The organism is Lysobacter olei, assembly GCF_054777355.1.
The window spans coordinates 86,870-106,250 of sequence record NZ_BAAHAT010000007.1; the positions used below are offsets into that span (position 1 = coordinate 86,870).

Annotated in this window: 22 protein-coding genes and 1 tRNA gene; 13 read left to right on the forward strand and 10 right to left on the reverse strand. The window is 68.4% G+C overall.

Annotated elements, in window-relative coordinates; all coding sequences use genetic code 11:
• Nucleotides 1–2 precede the first annotated feature (2 nt).
• Nucleotides 3–359, reverse strand: coding sequence for a 6-carboxytetrahydropterin synthase QueD (queD, locus tag ACYVBS_RS11585; protein ID WP_460823905.1), 357 nt, complete (start codon nucleotides 357–359; stop codon nucleotides 3–5).
• A gap of 82 nt (nucleotides 360–441) precedes the next feature.
• Here queD and ACYVBS_RS11590 point away from each other — a divergent pair, with 82 nt between their 5' ends.
• Entirely contained in the window at nucleotides 442–1,215 is a 774-nt protein-coding gene (locus tag ACYVBS_RS11590) for a lytic transglycosylase domain-containing protein (RefSeq protein ID WP_460823790.1), read from the forward strand.
• 11 nt (nucleotides 1,216–1,226) lie between these two features.
• Here the strand turns inward: ACYVBS_RS11590 and prpF are convergent, their stop codons facing one another.
• The 4 genes from prpF to ACYVBS_RS11610 all read right to left on the reverse strand — a co-directional run bounded on the left by prpF (nucleotide 1,227) and on the right by ACYVBS_RS11610 (nucleotide 6,936).
• On the reverse strand, nucleotides 1,227–2,420 hold the full coding sequence (gene prpF / locus ACYVBS_RS11595; protein ID WP_460823792.1) for a 2-methylaconitate cis-trans isomerase PrpF: 1,194 nt from the start codon (nucleotides 2,418–2,420) through the stop codon (nucleotides 1,227–1,229).
• 123 nt (nucleotides 2,421–2,543) lie between these two features.
• Nucleotides 2,544–2,993, reverse strand: coding sequence for an SRPBCC family protein (locus ACYVBS_RS11600; protein ID WP_460823794.1), 450 nt, complete (start codon nucleotides 2,991–2,993; stop codon nucleotides 2,544–2,546).
• A gap of 39 nt (nucleotides 2,994–3,032) precedes the next feature.
• A complete protein-coding gene (acnD, locus tag ACYVBS_RS11605) occupies nucleotides 3,033–5,642 on the reverse strand; it encodes a Fe/S-dependent 2-methylisocitrate dehydratase AcnD (RefSeq protein WP_460823795.1) in 2,610 nt (869 codons plus the stop codon).
• A gap of 220 nt (nucleotides 5,643–5,862) precedes the next feature.
• Nucleotides 5,863–6,936 carry a sensor domain-containing diguanylate cyclase gene (locus ACYVBS_RS11610; protein WP_460823797.1) on the reverse strand — a complete coding sequence of 358 codons (1,074 nt, stop codon included), beginning with the start codon at nucleotides 6,934–6,936 and terminating at the stop codon, nucleotides 5,863–5,865.
• A 209-nt stretch (nucleotides 6,937–7,145) separates the two neighbouring features.
• Between ACYVBS_RS11610 and ACYVBS_RS11615 the strand changes: the two genes are divergently transcribed.
• Nucleotides 7,146–7,589: an Hsp20/alpha crystallin family protein gene (locus tag ACYVBS_RS11615; RefSeq protein WP_460823799.1), complete on the forward strand. Its 444-nt coding sequence runs from the start codon at nucleotides 7,146–7,148 to the stop codon at nucleotides 7,587–7,589.
• 87 nt (nucleotides 7,590–7,676) lie between these two features.
• Here the strand turns inward: ACYVBS_RS11615 and ACYVBS_RS11620 are convergent.
• Nucleotides 7,677–7,753, reverse strand: a tRNA-Met gene (locus ACYVBS_RS11620).
• 175 nt (nucleotides 7,754–7,928) lie between these two features.
• Between ACYVBS_RS11620 and ACYVBS_RS11625 the strand changes: the two genes are divergently transcribed.
• The 3 genes from ACYVBS_RS11625 (at nucleotide 7,929) to bfr (ending at nucleotide 9,469) form a co-directional block, all read left to right on the forward strand.
• Nucleotides 7,929–8,543, forward strand: coding sequence for an RNA pyrophosphohydrolase (locus ACYVBS_RS11625; protein ID WP_460823800.1), 615 nt, complete (start codon nucleotides 7,929–7,931; stop codon nucleotides 8,541–8,543).
• A gap of 67 nt (nucleotides 8,544–8,610) precedes the next feature.
• On the forward strand, nucleotides 8,611–8,814 hold the full coding sequence (locus tag ACYVBS_RS11630; RefSeq protein WP_460823801.1) for a bacterioferritin-associated ferredoxin: 204 nt from the start codon (nucleotides 8,611–8,613) through the stop codon (nucleotides 8,812–8,814).
• A 184-nt stretch (nucleotides 8,815–8,998) separates the two neighbouring features.
• Complete coding sequence (gene bfr / locus ACYVBS_RS11635) at nucleotides 8,999–9,469, forward strand: bacterioferritin (protein WP_460823802.1); 471 nt, start codon at nucleotides 8,999–9,001, stop codon at nucleotides 9,467–9,469.
• A gap of 118 nt (nucleotides 9,470–9,587) precedes the next feature.
• Here the strand turns inward: bfr and ACYVBS_RS11640 are convergent, their stop codons facing one another.
• Entirely contained in the window at nucleotides 9,588–10,172 is a 585-nt protein-coding gene (locus tag ACYVBS_RS11640) for a DUF4126 domain-containing protein (RefSeq protein WP_460823803.1), read from the reverse strand.
• A gap of 72 nt (nucleotides 10,173–10,244) precedes the next feature.
• On the opposite strand from ACYVBS_RS11640, the gene ACYVBS_RS11645 reads away from it, so the two are divergent.
• The 6 genes from ACYVBS_RS11645 to ACYVBS_RS11670 are packed head-to-tail and all read left to right on the forward strand — an operon-like array spanning nucleotide 10,245 to nucleotide 14,479.
• Nucleotides 10,245–10,973 (forward strand): DUF6776 family protein, encoded by a 729-nt coding sequence (locus tag ACYVBS_RS11645; protein ID WP_460823804.1) that lies wholly within the window; start codon nucleotides 10,245–10,247, stop codon nucleotides 10,971–10,973.
• Nucleotides 10,974–11,384, forward strand: coding sequence for a bactofilin family protein (locus tag ACYVBS_RS11650; protein ID WP_460823805.1), 411 nt, complete (start codon nucleotides 10,974–10,976; stop codon nucleotides 11,382–11,384).
• A gap of 28 nt (nucleotides 11,385–11,412) precedes the next feature.
• Nucleotides 11,413–12,165, forward strand: coding sequence for a DUF6776 family protein (locus ACYVBS_RS11655; RefSeq protein WP_460823806.1), 753 nt, complete (start codon nucleotides 11,413–11,415; stop codon nucleotides 12,163–12,165).
• Nucleotides 12,166–12,210: 45 nt separating this feature from the next.
• Nucleotides 12,211–12,594: an iron-sulfur cluster insertion protein ErpA gene (gene erpA / locus ACYVBS_RS11660; protein ID WP_460823808.1), complete on the forward strand. Its 384-nt coding sequence runs from the start codon at nucleotides 12,211–12,213 to the stop codon at nucleotides 12,592–12,594.
• Between the two features lie 26 nt (nucleotides 12,595–12,620).
• On the forward strand, nucleotides 12,621–13,532 hold the full coding sequence (nudC, locus tag ACYVBS_RS11665) for an NAD(+) diphosphatase (RefSeq protein ID WP_460823906.1): 912 nt from the start codon (nucleotides 12,621–12,623) through the stop codon (nucleotides 13,530–13,532).
• 35 nt (nucleotides 13,533–13,567) lie between these two features.
• The gene (locus tag ACYVBS_RS11670) at nucleotides 13,568–14,479 is read left to right on the forward strand and encodes a hypothetical protein (RefSeq protein WP_460823809.1); all 912 of its coding nucleotides are present in this window, start codon (nucleotides 13,568–13,570) and stop codon (nucleotides 14,477–14,479) included.
• On the opposite strand, the gene ACYVBS_RS11675 is transcribed toward ACYVBS_RS11670, so the two are convergent.
• A complete protein-coding gene (locus ACYVBS_RS11675) occupies nucleotides 14,476–16,446 on the reverse strand; it encodes an MFS transporter (protein ID WP_460823810.1) in 1,971 nt (656 codons plus the stop codon). The two genes, ACYVBS_RS11670 and ACYVBS_RS11675, sit on opposite strands and share 4 nt — an antisense overlap.
• A 104-nt stretch (nucleotides 16,447–16,550) precedes the next feature.
• Here ACYVBS_RS11675 and ACYVBS_RS11680 point away from each other — a divergent pair, with 104 nt between their 5' ends.
• Complete coding sequence (locus ACYVBS_RS11680) at nucleotides 16,551–16,904, forward strand: DUF3147 family protein (protein ID WP_460823811.1); 354 nt, start codon at nucleotides 16,551–16,553, stop codon at nucleotides 16,902–16,904.
• Nucleotides 16,905–17,020: 116 nt separating this feature from the next.
• On the forward strand, nucleotides 17,021–17,437 hold the full coding sequence (locus ACYVBS_RS11685; RefSeq protein WP_460823812.1) for a VOC family protein: 417 nt from the start codon (nucleotides 17,021–17,023) through the stop codon (nucleotides 17,435–17,437).
• A gap of 3 nt (nucleotides 17,438–17,440) precedes the next feature.
• Here the strand turns inward: ACYVBS_RS11685 and ACYVBS_RS11690 are convergent, their stop codons facing one another.
• Complete coding sequence (locus ACYVBS_RS11690; protein ID WP_460823813.1) at nucleotides 17,441–18,055, reverse strand: glutathione S-transferase family protein; 615 nt, start codon at nucleotides 18,053–18,055, stop codon at nucleotides 17,441–17,443.
• Nucleotides 18,056–18,064: 9 nt separating this feature from the next.
• Nucleotides 18,065–19,354: a phosphoribosylamine--glycine ligase gene (gene purD / locus ACYVBS_RS11695; protein WP_460823815.1), complete on the reverse strand. Its 1,290-nt coding sequence runs from the start codon at nucleotides 19,352–19,354 to the stop codon at nucleotides 18,065–18,067.
• Between the last annotated feature and the right edge of the window lie 27 nt (nucleotides 19,355–19,381).

Here is a 19,381-nt window from a genome sequence, read left to right on the forward strand (position 1 = left end):
GCTCAGGGGCCGCGGTAACGGCAGCCGGAGGTGCAGGTCTCGTGCACCACCACCTCGCTCAGCAGCGGCAGGCTGGGCTTGAGCTGCTCCCAGATCCACATCGCGAGGCGTTCGCTGGTGGGGTTTTCCAAGCCGGGGATGTCGTTGAGGTAGTGGTGGTCCAGCCGGTCGTACAGGGGCTGGAACGCCTGCTTCACGTCACCGAAGTCCATCACCCAGCCGGTGTCCGCGCCCACGTCGCCGCTGACGTGCAGTTCGACGCGGAACGAATGCCCGTGTAGCCGCGCGCACTTGTGGCCCGGGGGGACGTTTGGCAGCCGGTGTGCGGCTTCGAGGGTGAAGGCCTTGAAGATGTCCATGTCCCATTGTCGCATGCGGCGGCGGATGGCTCCCGGGCACGCTGACAAAACGTTAAGGCGAGGTCAGCAACACTCGGGACCCATGGCACGGCACGCGCTGCTGCTCCTGATGCTGGTGGGTTTGACCTGGCCGGTCCACGCCCGCACCGTCTACCGCTGCGTGCGCGACGGAACGGTGAGCCTGGCCACGGCGCGCGAGCCGGGGTCGTCCTGCGAGGCCGTGCAGTTCGACGATGACGCGGCCGTCGTGCCCGACCTGTGGGGCGCCTTGGGCAAAGTCTCGGGGATGCTGTACCAACGGGTGCAGGATGGCCAAGTGGTCTACAGCACCCGCAATCTGCCCGGTTCTACGCCGATGTTTGGGTTCGTGGTGCACACGCCGAAGGCCTCCCCTGCGCACGAGGGACTCGGCACCGTGGGCAAACCCCGGATGGATCGCTACGCCGTCGAGTTCCGCGCGGCGGCCAAGGCCTACCGGTTGGACGAGGCGTGGCTGCGGGCGATCGCCCATGCCGAAAGCGGGTACGACCCGCGGGCCATTTCACCCAAGGGGGCGCAGGGCATCATGCAACTGATGCCTGCTGTCGCGCGCGAGTTGGGTGTACGCGATCCATTTGCAGCATCGGATTCCATCCGCGCCGGCGCCCGCCACCTGCGCCAGTTGCTCAAGCGCTATGGCGGCGATTACACCCGCGCTGCGGCCGCGTACAACGCGGGCATGGGCGCGGTGGCCCGGTACGACGGCGTGCCGCCCTACCGGGAGACTCGTGCCTACGTGGAGAAAGTGGCCCGGCTGCACATCCGGTACCGGGAGGCATTAGGCCAACTGGGGGTAGATGCGGCCGACGAGCGGTAGGTCCCGAGGCGTCAGAGGCTGCCCGCGGGCACGCGCACCTGGCCTTCCATCAGCACCCGGGCACTCCGGCTCATCACCGCCTTGGTCACGGTCCACTGGCCGTTCACCTGTTGCACATCCGCGCCCACGCGCAGCGTGCCGGAGGGGTGGCCGAAGGTGACCACGCTGCGGGTGCCACCACCCGCTGCGGCGTTGACCAGCGTGCCCGGCACCGCGGCGGCGGTGGCGATGGCGACCGAGGCGGTGCCCATCATGGCGTGGTGCAGTTTGCCCATCGACAGCGCGCGCACACGCAGGTCGATGTCGCCTGCGTTGACCTGCTTGCCGCTGGAGGCGACGTAGTCGGCGGCCGGCGCGACGAACGCCACCTTGGGCGTGTGCTGGCGCTTGGCCGCCTCAGCCACGTCCTTGATCAGGCCCATGCGCACTGCAGCGTGGGCGCGGATTGCCTCGAACATCGCCAGCGCCTTGGCGTCGCCGTTGATCGCGTCCTGCAACTCGCTGCCGGTGTAGCCGATGTCGGCGGCGTTGACGAACACGGTGGGAATGCCCGCGTTGATCATCGTAGCCTTCAACGTGCCGACGCCCGGCACGTCCAGTTCGTCGATCAGCTGGCCGGTGGGGAACATCGCGCCACCACCCTCGCCTTCGCCCTCGTCGGCGGGGTCGATGAACTCCAGCACGATCTCGGCGGCGGGGAAGGTCACGCCATCGAGCTCGAAATCGCCGGTTTCCTGCACCTCGCCGTTGCTCACCGGCACGTGCGCGACTATGGTCTTGCCGATGTTGGCCTGCCATATGCGCACGGTGCAGATGCCGTCACGCGGCACGCGCGCGGGGTCGATGAGACCATTGGCGATGGCGAACGGGCCGACCGCTGAGGAGAGGTTGCCACAGTTGCCGCTCCAGTCGACGAAGGCCGTGTCGATGGACACCTGGCCGTAGAGGTAGTCCACGTCGTGGTCGGGCACCGTCGCCTTCGAAATGATCACGCACTTGCTGGTGCTGGACGTCGCGCCGCCCATGCCATCGGTGTGCTTGGCGTAGGGATCGGGCGAGCCGATCACGCGCATGAGCAGCGCATCGCGCGCGGGACCGGGCACCTGCGCCGACGCCGGCAGATCCTGCAGGCGGAAGAACACGCCCTTTGACGTGCCACCGCGCATGTAGGTGGCGGGGATGCGGAGCTGGGGCGCGTGGGTCATCTTCGTGGTTCCGGTTCTGCGTCCGCTCCCAATGATGGGAGCAAACGGGCGTGGGGCGGGCCACGAAAGCAGCCGTTTCCGCCTGCTCCTGGGCTTCTTGCCGCCGTGGAGGGAAAAGGAATTTCAGGCGTTGTCGGGGATGTTGGGCTCGACCAGATGCGCCAGCAGTGCCAGCGATTCCTGCCAGCCGAGGTAGCAGAACTCGACCGGAATCGCATCGGGAATGCCCTGCTGAACGATGTGCACCTCGGTGCCGCACAGCACCGGATTCAAGGTCACCGTCACCTCCATCTCGCCCGGCAGGTCGGGATTGTCGAAACGGTCGTTGTAGCGGATGCGTTCGCCGGGGACGAGTTCGAGGTAGGTACCGCCGAACGAATGACTGCCACCCGTGCCGAAGTTGGTGAACGACATGCGATAGCCGCCACCGACGCGCGCATCCATCTCGTGGATCTTGCCGGTGAAGCCGTACGGTGGCAGCCACTTCACCATCGCATCGGGGTCGATGAAGGCGCGGTAGACGCGGTCGGCCGGGGCCTTGAGCACGCGGTGCAGGGTGACGGTACCGGACATGTCGCTACTCCTCAGCAGTGACGGAAGGGGGTGACACGATCAAGCGGCCCGCGATGACTCGAGAAAGTCGTTGGCGAAGCGCTGCAGCACGCCGCCGGCCTCGTAGATCGACACTTCCTCGGCGGTGTCGAGGCGGCAGGTGACCGGCACCTCCACACGCTCGCCATTCCCGCGATGGATCACCAGCGTCAGCGTCGCGCGCGGCGTGCGCTCGCCGATGACGTCATAGGTCTCCGTGCCGTCGATGGCCAGCGTGTTGCGGTTGGTGCCCGGCTGGAACTCCAGCGGCAGCACGCCCATGCCGATCAGGTTGGTGCGGTGGATACGCTCGAAGCCTTCGGCGACGATCGCCTCCACGCCTGCCAGGCGCACGCCCTTGGCCGCCCAGTCGCGGCTGGAGCCCTGGCCGTAGTCGGCGCCGGCGATGATGATCAGCGGCTGCTTGCGCTCCATGTAGGTTTCGATCGCTTCCCACATGCGCATGACCTGGCCCTCCGGCTCCACCCGCGCCAGCGAACCTTGCTTCACGCTGCCGTCGTCATTGCGCACCATTTCGTTGAACAGCTTCGGGTTGGCGAAGGTGGCGCGTTGCGCAGTCAGGTGGTCGCCGCGGTGCGTAGCGTAGGAATTGAAGTCCTCTTCCGGCAGGCCCATCTTCGCAAGATAGGCACCCGCGGCGCTGTCGAGCATGATCGCGTTGCTTGGGGAGAGGTGGTCGGTGGTGATGTTGTCGCCCAGCACCGCCAGCGGGCGCATGCCTCGCAGCGTGCGGTCGCCGGCCAATGCACCTTCCCAGTACGGCGGGCGGCGGATGTAGGTGCTCTGCGGGCGCCAGTCGTACAGCGGACTCACCGCGCCGCCGTGCTCCACGCGCACGTTGAACATTGGCTCGTACACCTTGCGGAACTGCTCGGGCTTCACCGCGGCCTTCACCACGGCATCGATCTCGGCGTCGGTCGGCCAGAGGTCCTTGAGGCGGATCTCGCGGCCGTCGACCACGCCCAGCACGTCCTTCTCGATGTCGAAGCGCACGGTGCCGGCGATGGCGTAGGCGACCACCAGTGGCGGCGAGGCGAGGAAGGCCTGCTTGGCGTACGGGTGGATGCGGCCGTCGAAGTTGCGGTTGCCCGACAGCACGGCGGTGGCGTACAGGTCGCGGTCGATGATTTCCTGCTGGATCTTCGGGTCCAGCGCGCCGCTCATGCCGTTGCAGGTGGTGCAGGCGAAGGCGACGATGCCGAAGCCGAGCTTCTCGAGGTCATCGTCCAGGCCGGCTTCCTGGAGGTACAGGGCCACGGCCTTGGAGCCGGGCGCCAGCGACGACTTCACCCACGGCTTGCGGGTCAGGCCCAGGCGGTTGGCATTGCGCGCCAGCAGGCCTGCGGCGATCACGTTGCGCGGGTTGCTGGTGTTGGTGCACGAAGTGATGGCGGCGATGATCACCGCGCCGTCGGGCAGCAGGCCCTGCGCTTCCTGCGCGCGAGCGGCCTCAAGGTTGCCGGCGATGCCGCGCTCGGCCAACTGCGCCACCGGCAGCTTGGCGTGCGGGTTGGACGGGCCGGCCATAGTGCGTTCGACGCTGGACAGATCAAACGTCAGCGTGCGCTCGTACTGCGCGGTGCGCAGGTCATCGGCCCACAGGCCTGCGGCCTTGGCGTAGGTCTCCACCAGCGCGACCTGCTCGTCGCTGCGGCCGGTCAGGCGCAGGTAGTCGAGGGTGTTGCCGTCGATGAAGAACATCGCCGCGGTCGCGCCGTATTCGGGCGCCATGTTGGAGATGGTGGCGCGATCACCAATCGTCAGCGCCGCTGCACCTTCGCCACGGAACTCCAGGTACGCGCCCACCACCTTCTGCTTGCGCAGGAACTCGGTCAGCGACAGCACGATGTCCGTGGCGGTGATGCCCGGCTGTGGCTTGCCGGTCAGCTCCACGCCGATGATGTCCGGCAGGCGCATCCACGATGCGCGGCCGAGCATCACGTTCTCTGCCTCCAGGCCGCCGACGCCGACGGCGATCACGCCCAGCGCGTCGACGTGCGGGGTGTGGCTGTCGGTGCCCACGCAGGTGTCGGGGAAGGCCACGCCATCCTGCACGTAGATCACCGGGCTCATCTTCTCCAGATTGATCTGGTGCATGATCCCGTTGCCCGGCGGGATTACATCCACATTGCGGAACGCCAGCTTGGTCCAGTCGATGAAGTGGAAGCGGTCCTCGTTGCGACGGTCCTCGATGGCGCGGTTCTTGGCGAACGCATCCGGGTCATAGCCGCCGCACTCCACCGCCAGTGAGTGGTCGACGATCAGCTGCACCGGCACCACCGGGTTGACCTGCGCCGGGTCGCCGCCCTTGTCGGCGATGGCGTCGCGCAGGCCGGCCAGGTCGACCAGCGCGGTCTGCCCGAGGATGTCGTGGCACACCACGCGTGCCGGGAACCACGGGAAGTCGAGGTCGCGGCGGCGCTCCACCAGCTGGCGCAGGTAGTCGTCGCGCATCGCCGGGTCGGCCTTGCGCACGATGTTCTCGGCATGCACGCGGGCGGTGTAGGGCAGGGTGGCCCAGGCGCCGGGCTGCAGCGCGTCGACGGCCTCGCGCGCGTCGAACCAGTCGAGTTTCGTTCCGGGGAGCGGCTTGCGGAAGGCGGTGTTCATGGTGGGCGGAGGCGGGCTCGGTGGCCGCGACAGGCGGCGAAGCCGTGATTTTACCCCCCCGGGTTCCGGAGGCGTCGTCCCACGATGGTGGAAGGCGGCGGCTCAGGCATGACGTTGCCCGGGGGGACCGTCCCCGGCGAGCGACCCCCATCGCCCGTCGTGCCGCCTCACGAGCAGCGGCGGCCCACGCCGGGCCGCGGTCGAATGACCTTGGGGCGTCTCAGCCTGCGTCAATCGGTACGTTGGTCCGCTTGTGGCGTTTGGTCCGGTACAGCGCCTGGTCGGCGGCCTCCATCCATTCCCGCAGCCCCTGCCCAGCGGGCGGCGGCCCGGCGTGGCCCAGACTGAGCGAGCACGTCAGCCCCGGGTATTGCGGGAACTGAAGGCCAGTGACGGCCACGCACAGTTGTTCGCCCAGCGCCTCCGCGGCCCCCGGATCGAGGCGGAGGGCGAGTCCAAACTCATCGCCGCCGATGCGGCCCGCGTGGCCGTCTTCACCCACAATGCCGCGGATGCAGTCGGCCACCGCGCGCAACACGTCGTCGCCGGCGTTGTGCCCGTAGCCGTCGTTGATCGGCTTGAACAGGTCGAGGTCCACCACCATCAGTTGCGCCGGTCCCCCGCCGGCGCGGTGCGCGGCAAGCACGCCTTCGGCGCGTTCCTGCCAGTGGCGCCGATTGAACAGCCCGGTCAGGCCGTCGGTGCGCGACAGCCGGTCTAGCTCAACGTTTTGCGATTGGACGCGGCGCACCATGCGGTGCGTGCTCATGGCCACCATCAGCGTATGCACGAACAGGATCGGCAGCGACGCCACGATCACGAGCGTGCTGGTGGCGTGGTCGACGGCAAAGCTGTTGAACCAGGCCGACAGCAGCAGCCCGCCGCCCATCCAGGGCAGCGACCGCGCCCACAGGCCACGCACGCCGGTACTGAGCTTGTCGGCCATCGCCACCGACAGCAGTACCGCCGAGGGCAAGAGGTTGAAGTGCATGAACGGCACGCACGCACCCGCGATGGCCGAGTCAATCACCAGGTTGCGTAACTCTGCACGGAACGGATCGCGACTGCGGATCGCCCAGTGGAAGGCCAGATGTGGCCACAGCAGGCAAGACGCTACCGCCCACAGCCACGCGTCCGGGCTGGCATCCAGCTCATGGAAGACGGCGCCCAAGGGCAGGATCGCCAGCCCCATGCCCATGGCCCGGAACCGGTAGGTCCGCCAAGGCAGGCGCGCTTGGCGCGCCGCTTGGACGGCGGCGTCGGACAGGTGCGGCGGCGGTGTCGTGCGGTGCATGCACGGAGCATAACGTGAATGGTGTCACGGCTTGCCGCCTGCCCATGCCGAGGACGCCGGCCGACAAACGGTGAGGGTTGGACCCCCAATTCTGATCGTGATCAAGCCCGGTGGCCGGGCAACGCGCAGGATCCCTCCATTCGGCGCGCGCGTCTGCGCGGAGCGCGCGTGGCCGCCTCTCCCCCAGCATCCGCGTGGAGGAATGCACCATGTCCGGCATCACCCGTTGGAACCCGTTTGCTTCGCTCTCGCGCATGGACCCCGGCGCGGAAATGAATGAACTGCTGCGTGGGATGGGGTTGCAGTCGATGCGCAACGGTCTGCCCGCCCCGATGGAGTTGCGTACCGACGTGCACGAGCTCGAGGGCGCTTACCAGGTCAGTGTTGAGATTCCCGGCGCGCGCAAGGAAGACATCGAAGTCGCCATTGATGGCCGCCAGGTGTCGATCAGTGTCGAAATCCACGGCGAGAAACGCGAGGAAAAGGACAAGGCCATCCACACCGAGCGTTACATCGGCAGCGCGTTCCGCAGTTTCACCTTGCCCGAGGAGGTGGATCGCAGCAAAGCCAGTGCACGCTATGAGGATGGGGTATTGAAGCTCACCTTGCCCAAGCAGGGTGGTGCGGCATCGCACCGCGTGGCTGTGCAATAACGCGCTAGGCGCGTGAAAACGACAAAGCCCGCCAGGAGGCGGGCTTGTCGGGTAAGGCCGTGGCCTTGGTTCTGCGGCTCCACCGACTGGTGGCTATGGGTGGACTCGAACCACCGACCCCAGCATTATGAGTGCTGTGCTCTAACCGGCTGAGCTACATAGCCGGGGAGTCGCAGATCCCGCCGCAGTCGCGGCGAGCCGCAAATTGTGCGCACCTGGCCCCGGGATGTCAATGCGTCGCCGCGCGTGCCCGGGCGGCGGCCCCGGCTTGTCCTGCGCCACCCCCCGTGGCAGAGTCGGGGACAGAGACGCAAGTCACCCCTATCAGGAGTCCGCATCGTGATCGATCCGGACGGCTACAGGCCCAATGTCGGCATCATTCTGATGCACCCCGACGGCCGCGTGTTCTGGGCGCGGCGGGTGCACCGTGACGGCTGGCAGTTCCCGCAAGGCGGGATGAACAGCGACGAGACGCCGCTGGAGGCGATGTACCGCGAACTGCGCGAGGAAACCGGACTGCTGCCGCACCATGTGGAGGTGCTGGCGGCCACGCCGGGCTGGCTGCGCTACCGGCTGCCGCAGCGCTCCATCCGGCGCAACGACCGGCTGGTCTGCATTGGCCAGAAGCAGGTGTGGTTCCTGTTACGCCTTGCGGGCGAGGAGTCGGACCTGCGCCTGGACCTGACCGACAAGCCCGAGTTCGACCATTGGCGTTGGGTGGACTTCTGGTATCCGGTGGAGCATGTGGTGATGTTCAAGCGCACCGTGTATGCCTGCGCGCTGCGCCACCTCGCGCCCGTCGCGCGGCGGGTGGCCGGGCCGCATGCCGTGCCCGATCCCCGCACCTTGCCCGGATTGCCGGGGCCGGTCTCCCGGTCACGGCAGCGCCCCCGGCCGCAATCGGGCGGGGCGCCGAACCGGGGCGGCGGTGCCGGTTCAGCCTCCAATAATTGACAATCATTCTCATTCGTGTTCCCCTGTGCATGCAGCCAACCCGGCTGCCTGCCCATCGAACGCCGCCGTGTACGTCTGCATCTGCAATGGGGTCACCGACCACGCCATCCGCCAAGCCGCCGAGGCCGGATGCCGCACGATGTCCGAACTGACCATGCGCACGGGCGCCGGCTCCACCTGTGGCAGTTGCATCGACATGGCCACGGCCATCCTCGAGGAAACGCACGCCCGGAGGGATCTGCCGCTTCCGGTGCTTCGCGAAGCGGCCTGACCGGCGGGCCGGGGGCGTATCGTCCGGTTCCACATCCAATTCTTCCGCCGGCCGTTGACCGGGGACCATCGACGGACCCCAAACGCCACTGATTCGCGTCCGCGGCTGCACGCGATTCGCGTTCCGTCCATCGTGGCGCACAACGGGCTAAAGTGCCCCCTTGCCACGCAAACGGAGCACCGCGATGAAGGGTGACGCCAAGGTCATCGAGTTCCTCAACAAGGCGCTCTTCAACGAGCTGACCGCCATCAACCAGTACTTCCTGCACGCCAAGATGCTGAAGAACTGGGGCCTGAAGGAGCTCGCCGAGCACGAGTACCACGAGTCCATCGACGAGATGAAGCACGCCGACAAGCTGTCGGACCGCATCCTCTTCCTCGAGGGACTGCCCAACTTCCAGGCGCTGGGCAAGCTGAAGATCGGCGAGAACCCGCGCGAAGTGCTGGCCTGCGACCTCGCGCTGGAGCTGGAGGCCGTGCCGCTGCTGCGCGAGGCCATCAAGTACTGCGAGACGGTGGGCGACTACAACAGCCGCAAGCTGTTCGCCGACATCCTCGACTCCGAAGAGGAGCACATCGACTGGATCGAAACCCAGCTGTCGCTGATGGACCGCGTGGGCGACCAGAACTATCTGTCGATGAAGATGGAAGGCTGAGCCCAGCCATCGATTGCGCGCTGCAAAACGCCACCGCGAGGTGGCGTTTTTGCGTTACCCAGGTGAATAGCCAACAGGGTGCGGCTGAGTCAGCCGCGACACATGCCAGCGGTGCGTGTCACCCCGTCGACGCCCGGGGCGCGCGGCGAAACAGCCTGCGCCACACCCACCACAGCACCAGCGCGAAGGCGACCGTCACCACCACCACGATCGACAACGCCACCCATGGGTAGGCGAACACCAGCCCCAGCCCGCTGACCACCGCCACGTCCTCGGTCACCGAGGCGGTCCAGTTGCTCACCGGCTCGGGCGAGGTGTTGAGCAGGGCGCGGGACCCGCTCTTGAGCAGGTGGCTGGTCAGGGCCACGCCCGCGCCGGCGGCCAGCGCGCCCGCGCCCAGATCGCCGCTGTCGCCGCCGAGCGTGGCGGCCGCCAGGAACGCGCCGGCCGGTACCCGCAGCAGGGTGTGCAGCAGGTCCCAGCCCGAATCCACGCCGGGAATCTTGTCGGCGAAGAACTCCACCGCCGCCAAAGCGCCCGACACCCCGATGACCCACGGGGAGGCGGTCACTTCCAGCGCCTGCGGCAGGTCCAGCCAGCCAAAGAACCCGGCCAGGCCAACCCCGAACACGGTCAGGTACACGCGGATGCCGGCCAGCCAGGCCAGCACGACGCCAATTGCGAACAGGTGCGCATCGGTCACGAGGGGCTTCCGGCTAGACTGTTCTCCGCAGTATAGGAGCGGCCACGTCCCGGTGGCGCTCACGGGGAGCCCATGCTCAGCAAGCCACCGCCGCCGCGATACGTGGTCGTCCAGCAGCGCGCCAGCCGTCGGGGCTGGGCGTGGGCGGGGCTGGCTGCCGCCTGGGTGGCCTCGCTGGCGGGCGCCTGGTGGTGGGCCTCGGCGACAGCGGCCCCGCGCCTGCCGGTGATCAGCGACGCGCTTGACCAGGCGCGGGGCCAATTGGCCGCCGTCCAGGCGGAACTGGACGAGCTTCGCCAGCGCGAGGCCACCTTGTCCCGTTCCGACCAGATCAGCCGCGCCGCCAACAAGGAGGTGCAGGTGGCCCTGGCCGAGCGCGATGAGCAGATCGCGCAACTACGGTCGGACCTGGCCTTTTATGAGCGGATGGTCGGTCCCGGCGCCAAGCCCCAGCCGCTGAACGTGCACTCGGTGGCCTTCGACCCGGAGGCCCCTGGCAGCTGGCGGTACGAGGTGGTGCTGACCCAGAGCCTCAACCGCGATGGCGTCACCCAAGGCCAGCTGCAATTGCGCATCGAAGGCATGCGCGGCGGCCGGCCGGCGACGCTCGCCTGGTCGGAGCTTTCGCCGGGGCGCCAGCCCCAGGCCTTCTCCTTCCGCTATTTCCAACGGCTCAACGGCAGCGTGAGCCTGCCCCCCGGCTTTACCCCGCAACGCGTGCGTGTGGACGTGCGCGGCGGCGGCGTCGCCGTGGACCAGAGTTTTGGCTGGAACGACATCGTCACTACCGGAACCACCTGAATGAAGTTCAAGAGCAAGCCGGCGTCGGTGCCGGACGGGCAGGTCGACACCCTGGTTGGCCCGCAGATGACCATCCGCGGCGACCTGCAGTTCAGCGGCGGGCTTTACGTGGAAGGCCGCATCGTGGGCACCGTGGTGGCCGAGGCGGGCAAGCCGGCCGTGCTGACCCTGGCGGAAAACGGCAGCATCGAAGGCGAGATCCGTGCCCCGGTCGTGGTGATCAACGGCCGGCTGGACGGTGACGTGCACGCGGAAGAGCGCGTGGAACTGGCCTCCAAGGCCCGCGTGCTGGGCAACGTGCATTACAAGGTCGTGGAGATGGCCGCCGGCGCGATGCTGACTGGCCGCTTGATCCATGCCGATGCGGCCCTGGGCGAGGCGCGGCAGGAGGCCGCGGCCGTAGTAGGCTGACCGCATCATCCCTATTCCGGGAGTGGCCATGGACGCCAATCCTCCAGCCGCCGGGACCGCCGGCGATGCCTTGACCGCGCTGCGCCGTGGGCGCGGCGCCTACGTATTGGCCGCCCTGGTGGCCGCCTCCCTGCTGTTCGGCCTCTGGGGGGCGTGGCGCGTGTTCGCACCGGCCAGCGGCGACACCCGCGGCCGCCTGGAGGCCTCCGAGCGCCAGCTCGCCGTCGCCAAGGCGCACATCGAGGAGCAGGAGCAGCAGATCGCCACGCTCAAGCGCTCCGACCAGATCAGCCGCGACGCCAACCGCGACCTGCAGGGCGCATTGGCCGAGCGCGAAGAAGAAATCGCCGGCCTGCGCGCCGATGTCGCCTTCTACGAGCGGCTGGTGGGTGCCACCGGGCAGCGCCGCGGCCTGAGCGTGCACGCCATCCGGCTGCAGCCGCAGGCCACGGACGCGTGGCACTTTGCCGCCACGCTGACCCAGAACCTCAACCGGGGCGGCACCAGCGCCGGACAGATGACGCTGACCGTGGAAGGCACGCAGGCCGGCAAGCTGCGCAAGCTGGCGTGGAGCGACCTGCGCCGGCAGCCCAAGGCCCCGGCCATGGCCTACTCGTTCAAGTATTTCCAGCAGGTGGAAGGCGACGTGTTCCTGCCCGCCGGCTTCACCCCGGTGCGGGTGGAAGTGCGCCTGCAGCCGCGCGGCGGCGGCTCGGTGACCGAGTCGTTCACCTGGGCCGACGCCACCCGCGACAGCACCGGCACCACGCCCGCACCGTGATTGCAATGGCTTGAATGCGGGGCCCTGCCGCCCCATCCTGAGCGTATGGACATCATTTCCCCCGAGTCCCTCCTCCAGGCACCGGACTACCAGTCGCTGGAGCGCCCCCTGCAGTTCACCGCCGCCGCCGCGGCCAAGGTGCGGGAGCTGGTCGCCGAAGAGGGCAATCCCGACCTGAAGCTGCGCGTGTACATCCAGGGCGGCGGCTGTTCGGGCTTCCAGTACGGTTTCGAGTTCGACGAGGCGCAGGCCGAGGACGACCTGGCGGTGCTGACCGACGGCATGACCCTGCTGGTGGATCCGCTCAGCCTGCAGTACCTGATGGGTGCCGAAGTCGACTACACCGAAAGCCTGCACGGCGCGCAGTTCGTCATCCGCAACCCCAACGCCAAGACCACCTGCGGCTGCGGCTCGTCGTTCTCGACGTGAGCGTGCCCGGCGCGCCATTTGCGTTCATTGGAGCCGGCGACGCTGAAGGTCGCGTTCCGCCGACCCCGCTCGATCGTGCCGATCACCTGCGTGACGATGCCGACGCGCTGGCCGCGCTCTGGCCCCGTGCGCGGGTCATCGTGCTGGACGAACAGGGCCTCGCCCTCGCCAACGCCGAGCGCGGTCCCGCGATGCCCACCGGCGCCGAGATCACCGGCGGCCCCGGCGGCGTGGGCGCGGCGGCGTTCCTGGGTCTGGATGCGGACGGCGTCGCCTGGTTCGCATTGGACGAGGCGCTGACGGCCTGGAAGGCGCCGTCGCGCATCGACCTGCGCAGTGCCGCGGCCCTGTGGCCGCTGCGTGAGGCCGCGGTGTTTGCCGAGGCCCGCGCGCTGCAACACTGGCGATCGCGGCACCGCTACTGCGGCGTGTGCGGCGGCGAGGTGAGCCGCTCGCGTGCCGGTTGGCTGGGACGCTGCACGCAGTGCAACACCGAACACTACCCGCGTACCGATCCCGCGGTCATCGTCGCCGTCAGCGACGGCGAACGCCTGTTGCTCGGGCGGCAGCCCGGCTGGCCGCCGCGCCGCTATTCGGTCATCGCCGGTTTCGTCGAGCCGGGCGAATCGCTGGAGCAGACCGTGGTGCGCGAAGTGGCCGAGGAAACCGGCGTGCGCGTGCGCGCGTGCCGGTACGCCGGGTCCCAACCCTGGCCGTTCCCGTCGGCGTTGATGCTGGGTTTCACCGCAGAAGCGGAGCCGGACGAGCCGCGGGTGAACGACGAACTTGAGGATGCGCGGTGGTTCTCCCTGGAGGACGTGCGCGCCGCGCAACACCGAGGGGCGGAGGATGAAGGGGATGGCCTGCTGCTATCGCCCCGCATCTCGATCGCGCGCTGGCTGATTGATGCCTGGGTGGACTCCCGCGGGGCGGGCTAGAATCGGCGCGAGCCCCCCGGGCCAAAGGAGACGCCATGTCCGTCACCCTGATCGCCGTAATTATCGCCTTGCTGCTGGGGCACCTCGCGCAACCGTTCGTGGCGGCCTTGCGCCAATACGACTGGTTCACTGACTGGCTGCGCTGGCTGTCCACGCGATTTGGCGAAGGCAGCGCGTGGCGTGGGCGCTTCGGCATTGCGATCGCACTGGTGCCACCGCTGCTGGTAGTGGGGCTGTTTCAGTTGGCGTTGGACGCGCCGCTGCTGGGGCTGGTGGGCTTGCTGTTTGCAGTGGCGGTGCTGGTCTACGCGTGGGGTCCGCGTGATCTAGACGTGGACGTCGATGCGATCACGGCGACCTCCGACCCGGTGGCGCGGCGCGAAGCCGCCGCGCGGCTCTGGCCGGACGGGCAGGAGCCGCTGATGGACGGTGGCTCCCTGGTGGAAGCGGTGTTCCGCAACGCGTTGCGTCGCTGGTTTGGCGTGCTGTTCTGGTTCTTGTTGCTGGGGCCGGTGGGCGCGCTGCTGTACCGCCTGACCGTTTTGGCCGTCGAAGGCGAAGCCGCGGCCCAGGCGCCGGTGGAGACTCGCGACGGCGCGTGCCGCCTGCTGGCCGCGTTGGACTGGCCGGTGGCCCAGTTGATGACCCTGTCACTGGCCTTGGTGGGCAATTTCGATACGGTGTTGTCCGCATGGCGTGAGGCGGGCGGGGCCTCGATGAACCTGGACAACCGGTTCATCGGTGCGGTCGCGCGCGCCAGCGTGCGGTGCGAGCTGGTCGAGGAAGCCAGCGACTACGCCGATGAGAACGGCGTGGTGCCCGCGCGGTTCATGGCGGTCGCCACCGACCTGCCGGAGCTGCGCGATGCGATGAGCCTGGTGTGGCGGTGCCTGCTGGTGTGGTTGGCGGTGCTGGCGCTGTTCGTGATTGCGGGGTGGGTCAGCTAGGCGGCGTCACCGCGCAGTTGGCGGACCTTGGCCTCGAGCACTTCGGCCGAGGCGGACGCAGGGTCAAACGGCGGGTCGGCGATGACATCCACGTGCGCGCGGAAACGGCGCGGCACGCGCATGCGGCCCAGACGCGTGTCGCGGCGGCTCCACATGCTGGCCCACATGCCGCGCAGCGCCATCGGCACCACCGGCACCGGGCGGCGTTCGAGGATGCGCTCGACGCCGGACTTGAACGCGGCGATCTCGCCGTCCTTGGTCAGCGCGCCCTCGGGGAAGATGCCCACGATCTGCCCGTCGGCCAGGGCCGCGTCGATCTCGTCGAAGGCGCGCTGCATGATCGCAGGGTCCTCGCGCGCGCCGGCAATGGGAATGGCCTTCGCCGTGCGGAAGATCCAGTGCATCACCGGGATGTTGAAGATCTTGTAGTACATGACGAAGCGCACCGGACGCGGGATGCTGGCGGCCAGGATCAGCGCGTCCATGTAGCTGACGTGGTTGCACACGATCAGCGCCGGGCCTTCGTCGGGCACGTTGGCTTCGATGCCGCGCACGCGCAGGCGGTACAGCGTGCGCACGAGCACCCAGCTCAGGAACCGCATCAGGAACTCGGGCACGATGGTGAAAATCCACACCGCCACCAGCGTGTTGGCCACCGCCAGCGCGAGGAACAGCTGCGGGATGGTCAGGTTGGGCAGCGGAATGCGAACGCCGCCGAGTTGCAGCGCCGCCATCTGCAGCACGATGCCCAGCACCGCAGCCAGCACCACGAAGCCCGAGTTCTGGATGTTGAGGCCGGCGATCACGCGCGCAATTTCGCCGCGCGGCGTGCGGCTCTGGATCAGTGCGAACAGCGGCACCACGAAGAAGCCGGTGAACAGGCCGACGCCGGTCAGGTCGATCACGATGCGCCAGCTGCCGGGCTGCTGCAGGAACCCCGCCACGTCCAGTCCGGTGGCCGGCGGCGCGCCGATACGGGCGAAATACAGGTCGAACAGGAACGCGCTCATGCCAAATGCGCCCAGCGGCACCAGGCCGATTTCCACGGTGCGCGCGGACAGCTTCTCGCACAGCAGCGAGCCCAGTCCGGTGCCCACCGAGAACAGCGCCAGCACGAACAGGTACAGCGTCTCGGCGCCGCCGAGGTTGACCTCGGCGTAGGTAGGCAGCTGCGCGGTGAGCATCGTGCCGACGAACCAGAACCACGACACGCCCAGCACCGCATTGCGCACGGCCAGCTGCTTCTTCGCCAGACGCAGCACTGCCCGTGATTCGGGGATGGGGTTGAGGTGGATCTTCAGGTCCGGCGCGCCCGCATCGGCACGCGGAATGAAGCGGCTGACCACGTTGCCGGTGACCGCCAGCGCGATGATCGCGGTGGCGGCGACGATGGGGCCCTGGTCGCCGGCCAGCTTGAAGATCAGCCCGCCGGCGATCATGCCGGTCAGGATGGAGATCGACGTGCCCATCTCCACCAGGCCGTTGCCGCCGGTGAGTTCCTCGGGCTTGAGCACCGAGGGCATCAGCGAGTACTTCACCGGGCCGAACAGCGTGGACTGCACGCCGGTGGCGAACAGTGCCACCAGCAGCAGCGCCATGTTCTGGGTCAGGAAGCCGATCGCCGCCAGCGACATGATCCCGATTTCCATCGCGGTCGTGATGCGGATCAGCCGCGATTTCTCCAGCTTCTCGGCGATCTGCCCCGCGGTGGCGGAAAACAGGAAGTACGGCAGGATGAACAGGGCTGGCGCGAGGTTGGTGTACAGCGTGCGCTGCTCCGGCGACACGCCCAGCCAGAACAGCAGGCCGATGATGGCCTGCCGGTAGACGTTGTCGTTGAATGCACCCAGCGCCTGCACCAGGAAGAACGGCAGGAAGCGGCGCTGGCGCAGCAGGCCAAACTGGCTGTGGGTGACGCCCCCTTCCGGGGCGGCGTGCGACTGTGGCTTCGACTCGTCCTGCGTCATGCGGCCCCCGGGGTTTGGCGGGAGCCTAGCAGATAGGGGTGGTGTTCTATGATTCAGGCGGAAGAGGATCGCGCTGTGATGGACGTTCGCCGAGGGAGTCTCTGATGAGCTGGCTGGTCACCAAATACCTCCTCACCGCCGCCGTGGTGGTCCTGGTCTCCGAGGCCGCCAAGCGCAGCGACAAGCTCGGGGGCTTCGTCGCCGCGCTGCCGCTGGTCACCGTGTTGGCGCTGGTCTGGCTGTACGTGGAGAAGCAGCCGCAGGCCAAGATCGCCAACCACGCGTGGTACACGTTCTGGTACGTGGTGCCGACGCTGCCGATGTTCCTCGCATTCCCGTTCCTGCTGGGGCGCATTGGGTTCTGGCCGACCATGGTGGCCAGCGTGGTCATCACCGTGGTCTGCTTCGGGCTGTTCGCGCTGGCGCTGCGGCCGTTCGGGATCCAGTTGTTGCCGTAGCCGGCCGGTTGCCGCGCACATCGCACACACGTTTGACGTAGTAGCGTCGCTCCAGGCGGTCACGTGCCGCATCGGTCGTTCTCCGCTCTCGCTCAACCCCGGCACAGGAGTCCGCCATGACCCGCATGATCTTCGTCAACCTCCCGGTGAGCGACCTCGCCGCGTCAATGGCGTTCTACGAAGCCCTGGGCTTCACCAACAACCCGCAGTTCACCGACGAGACCGCCGCATGCATGGTCTGGAGCGAGGCGATCAACGTCATGTTGCTCACGCATGAAAAATGGCGCACGTTCACCACGCGGCCGATCCCGCCGAAGACCTCAAGCGAGGTGCTGCTCGCCCTTTCCCTGGAAAGTCGCGACGCGGTCGATGCGATGAACGAAGCAGCGGCGGCTCGCGGCGGCACCGCTGACATCAATCCCGTGCAGGACCTGGGCTTCATGTACAACCGCAACCTGGCCGACCCGGATGGCCACGTTTGGGAGGCGTTCTGGATGGACCTGTCCGCGATGCCCGCGGCGGACACCCACTGAGGGTCAGGCGGCGGGACGTGTGTTGTGCAATGACGGGCGCGACGCGACCGACTCCAGCCACGCCGACAGCCGCGGGGCCAACGGCCGCCAGGGGCGATCGGGCAGACGGAAATCCAGCCATTCCAGCGCGCTGGCCACGCTGAGGTCGGCCAACGTGAGGCTGTCGCCCACGAACCACGCGCACGGGCCGAGTTGGCGCTCCAGTTCGCGCACGCCGCCTTCCACCTTCAGCCACTGCCAGTCCATCCAGCCGGCGCTGCGCTCGTGCTCGGCGCGGCCGGCAAAGATGCTTTCCAGGCGGATGGCCACGCCCGCGTCCATCACGCCGTCGGCCAGTGCTTCGACACGCTTGACCGCCATGCGCGCGGCGAACTCCGCGGGCAACAGGCGTGGGCCGGGCAGCGCGTCCAGCCACTCGCAGATCACCGGCGAGTCGTACCACGCCTCGCCATCATCGGTGATCAGGCAGGGGACCTTGCGCAGCGGGTTGAGCGCAGCGACCGGGCTGGCGGGGTCGAGCACATCGACCACGACCAACTCCAGCGCGATGCCTTTCTCGGCAGCGAGGGCGCGTACCTTGCGGGCGAACGGGCTGGGCAGCGAACAGAACAGCCTCATCGGTGCGGATCAGCCCTGCTGTTCGCGGGCGATGGCGCGCCAACCGATGTCATGGCGGTGGAACTCGCCGTGCCAGGAAATGCCGGACACCGTCTCGTAGGCCTTGTGCTGTGCCTCGGCCACGGTGCTGCCCAGGCCGACCACGCACAGCACCCGACCACCGGCGGTGACGACGTCCTCGCCCTCGAGTTTGGTGCCGGCGTGGAACACCTTGGTGTCCTCCACCTCGGGCACGTCCCAGGTGCTGATGGTGTCGCCCAAGCGCGGGGTGCCGGGGTAGTGCTCGGCCGCCATCACCACGCCCAGCGCGGGGCGCGGGTCCCACTGGGCCTGCGCGCCGTCCAGCCGGCCGTCGATGGCGGCCTCGACCAGATCCAGCAGATCGGACTGCAGGCGCATCATCACCGGCTGCGTCTCCGGGTCGCCGAAACGCACGTTGAACTCGATCACCTTGGGCGCGCCGGACTTGTCGATCATCAGGCCCGCGTACAGGAAGCCAGTGAACGGCACCCCGTCCTGGATCATGCCCTGCACGGTGGGGTTGACCACCTCGCGCATCACGCGCGCGTGCACCTCGGGCGTGACCACCGGGGCGGGCGAGTACGCGCCCATGCCGCCGGTGTTGGGGCCGGTGTCACCGTCGCCGACGCGCTTGTGGTCCTGGCTGGTCGCCATCGGCAGCGCGGTGGTGCCGTCCACCATGGAGATGAAGCTCGCTTCCTCGCCGTCGAGGAACTCCTCGATCACCACGCGCGCACCGGCGGCGCCGAACGCGTAGTCGGCCAGCATGTCGGTGATCGCGGCCTCGGCCTCTTCCAGCGTCATCGCCACGATCACGCCCTTGCCCGCGGCCAGGCCGTCGGCCTTGATCACGATGGGCGCGCCCTTCTCGCGCACGTATTCCAGCGCTTCGTCCACGTGCGTGTGCACAGCGTAGTGCGCGGTGGGGATGCCGTGCCGGGCGAGGAAATCCTTGGCGAAGGCCTTGCTGCCCTCCAGCTGGGCGGCGGCGGCCGTGGGGCCGAAGATACGGTGGCCCGCGGCGCGGAAGCGGTCGACCACGCCGGCCACCAGCGGGCCCTCGGGGCCGACCACGGTGACCGACACGCCTTCGCGCGCGACCAGTTCCAGCAAACCGTCGATGTCGGTGGCGTTGACCGCCACGTTGCGGCACTTGGACTCGCGCGCGGTGCCGGCGTTGCCTGGCGCGACCAGCACTTCGGTGACGCGCGGGGACTGGGCCAGCTTCCACGCCAGGGCGTGTTCGCGGCCGCCGGATCCGATGACGAGCAGTTTCATGCGCGGGGTGTCCTGGGAATGCGTGGG

Excerpts from the sequence above, each read along its gene's own strand:
- queD (WP_460823905.1), bottom strand. The coding sequence starts at position 359 with ATGGACATCTTCAAGGCCTTCACCCTCGAAGCCGCACACCGGCTGCCA.
- acnD (WP_460823795.1), bottom strand. The coding sequence starts at position 5,642 with ATGAACACCGCCTTCCGCAAGCCGCTCCCCGGAACGAAACTCGACTGG.
- ACYVBS_RS11690 (WP_460823813.1), bottom strand. The coding sequence starts at position 18,055 with ATGAGGCTGTTCTGTTCGCTGCCCAGCCCGTTCGCCCGCAAGGTACGC.
- erpA (WP_460823808.1), top strand. The coding sequence starts at position 12,211 with ATGGACATCATTTCCCCCGAGTCCCTCCTCCAGGCACCGGACTACCAG.
- ACYVBS_RS11655 (WP_460823806.1), top strand. The coding sequence starts at position 11,413 with ATGGACGCCAATCCTCCAGCCGCCGGGACCGCCGGCGATGCCTTGACC.
- purD (WP_460823815.1), bottom strand. The coding sequence starts at position 19,354 with ATGAAACTGCTCGTCATCGGATCCGGCGGCCGCGAACACGCCCTGGCG.
- ACYVBS_RS11650 (WP_460823805.1), top strand. The coding sequence starts at position 10,974 with ATGAAGTTCAAGAGCAAGCCGGCGTCGGTGCCGGACGGGCAGGTCGAC.
- ACYVBS_RS11670 (WP_460823809.1), top strand. The coding sequence starts at position 13,568 with ATGTCCGTCACCCTGATCGCCGTAATTATCGCCTTGCTGCTGGGGCAC.
- ACYVBS_RS11680 (WP_460823811.1), top strand. The coding sequence starts at position 16,551 with ATGAGCTGGCTGGTCACCAAATACCTCCTCACCGCCGCCGTGGTGGTC.
- ACYVBS_RS11600 (WP_460823794.1), bottom strand. The coding sequence starts at position 2,993 with ATGTCCGGTACCGTCACCCTGCACCGCGTGCTCAAGGCCCCGGCCGAC.
- bfr (WP_460823802.1), top strand. The coding sequence starts at position 8,999 with ATGAAGGGTGACGCCAAGGTCATCGAGTTCCTCAACAAGGCGCTCTTC.
- ACYVBS_RS11645 (WP_460823804.1), top strand. The coding sequence starts at position 10,245 with ATGCTCAGCAAGCCACCGCCGCCGCGATACGTGGTCGTCCAGCAGCGC.
- ACYVBS_RS11675 (WP_460823810.1), bottom strand. The coding sequence starts at position 16,446 with ATGACGCAGGACGAGTCGAAGCCACAGTCGCACGCCGCCCCGGAAGGG.
- ACYVBS_RS11610 (WP_460823797.1), bottom strand. The coding sequence starts at position 6,936 with ATGCACCGCACGACACCGCCGCCGCACCTGTCCGACGCCGCCGTCCAA.
- ACYVBS_RS11615 (WP_460823799.1), top strand. The coding sequence starts at position 7,146 with ATGTCCGGCATCACCCGTTGGAACCCGTTTGCTTCGCTCTCGCGCATG.
- ACYVBS_RS11590 (WP_460823790.1), top strand. The coding sequence starts at position 442 with ATGGCACGGCACGCGCTGCTGCTCCTGATGCTGGTGGGTTTGACCTGG.
- ACYVBS_RS11685 (WP_460823812.1), top strand. The coding sequence starts at position 17,021 with ATGACCCGCATGATCTTCGTCAACCTCCCGGTGAGCGACCTCGCCGCG.
- prpF (WP_460823792.1), bottom strand. The coding sequence starts at position 2,420 with ATGACCCACGCGCCCCAGCTCCGCATCCCCGCCACCTACATGCGCGGT.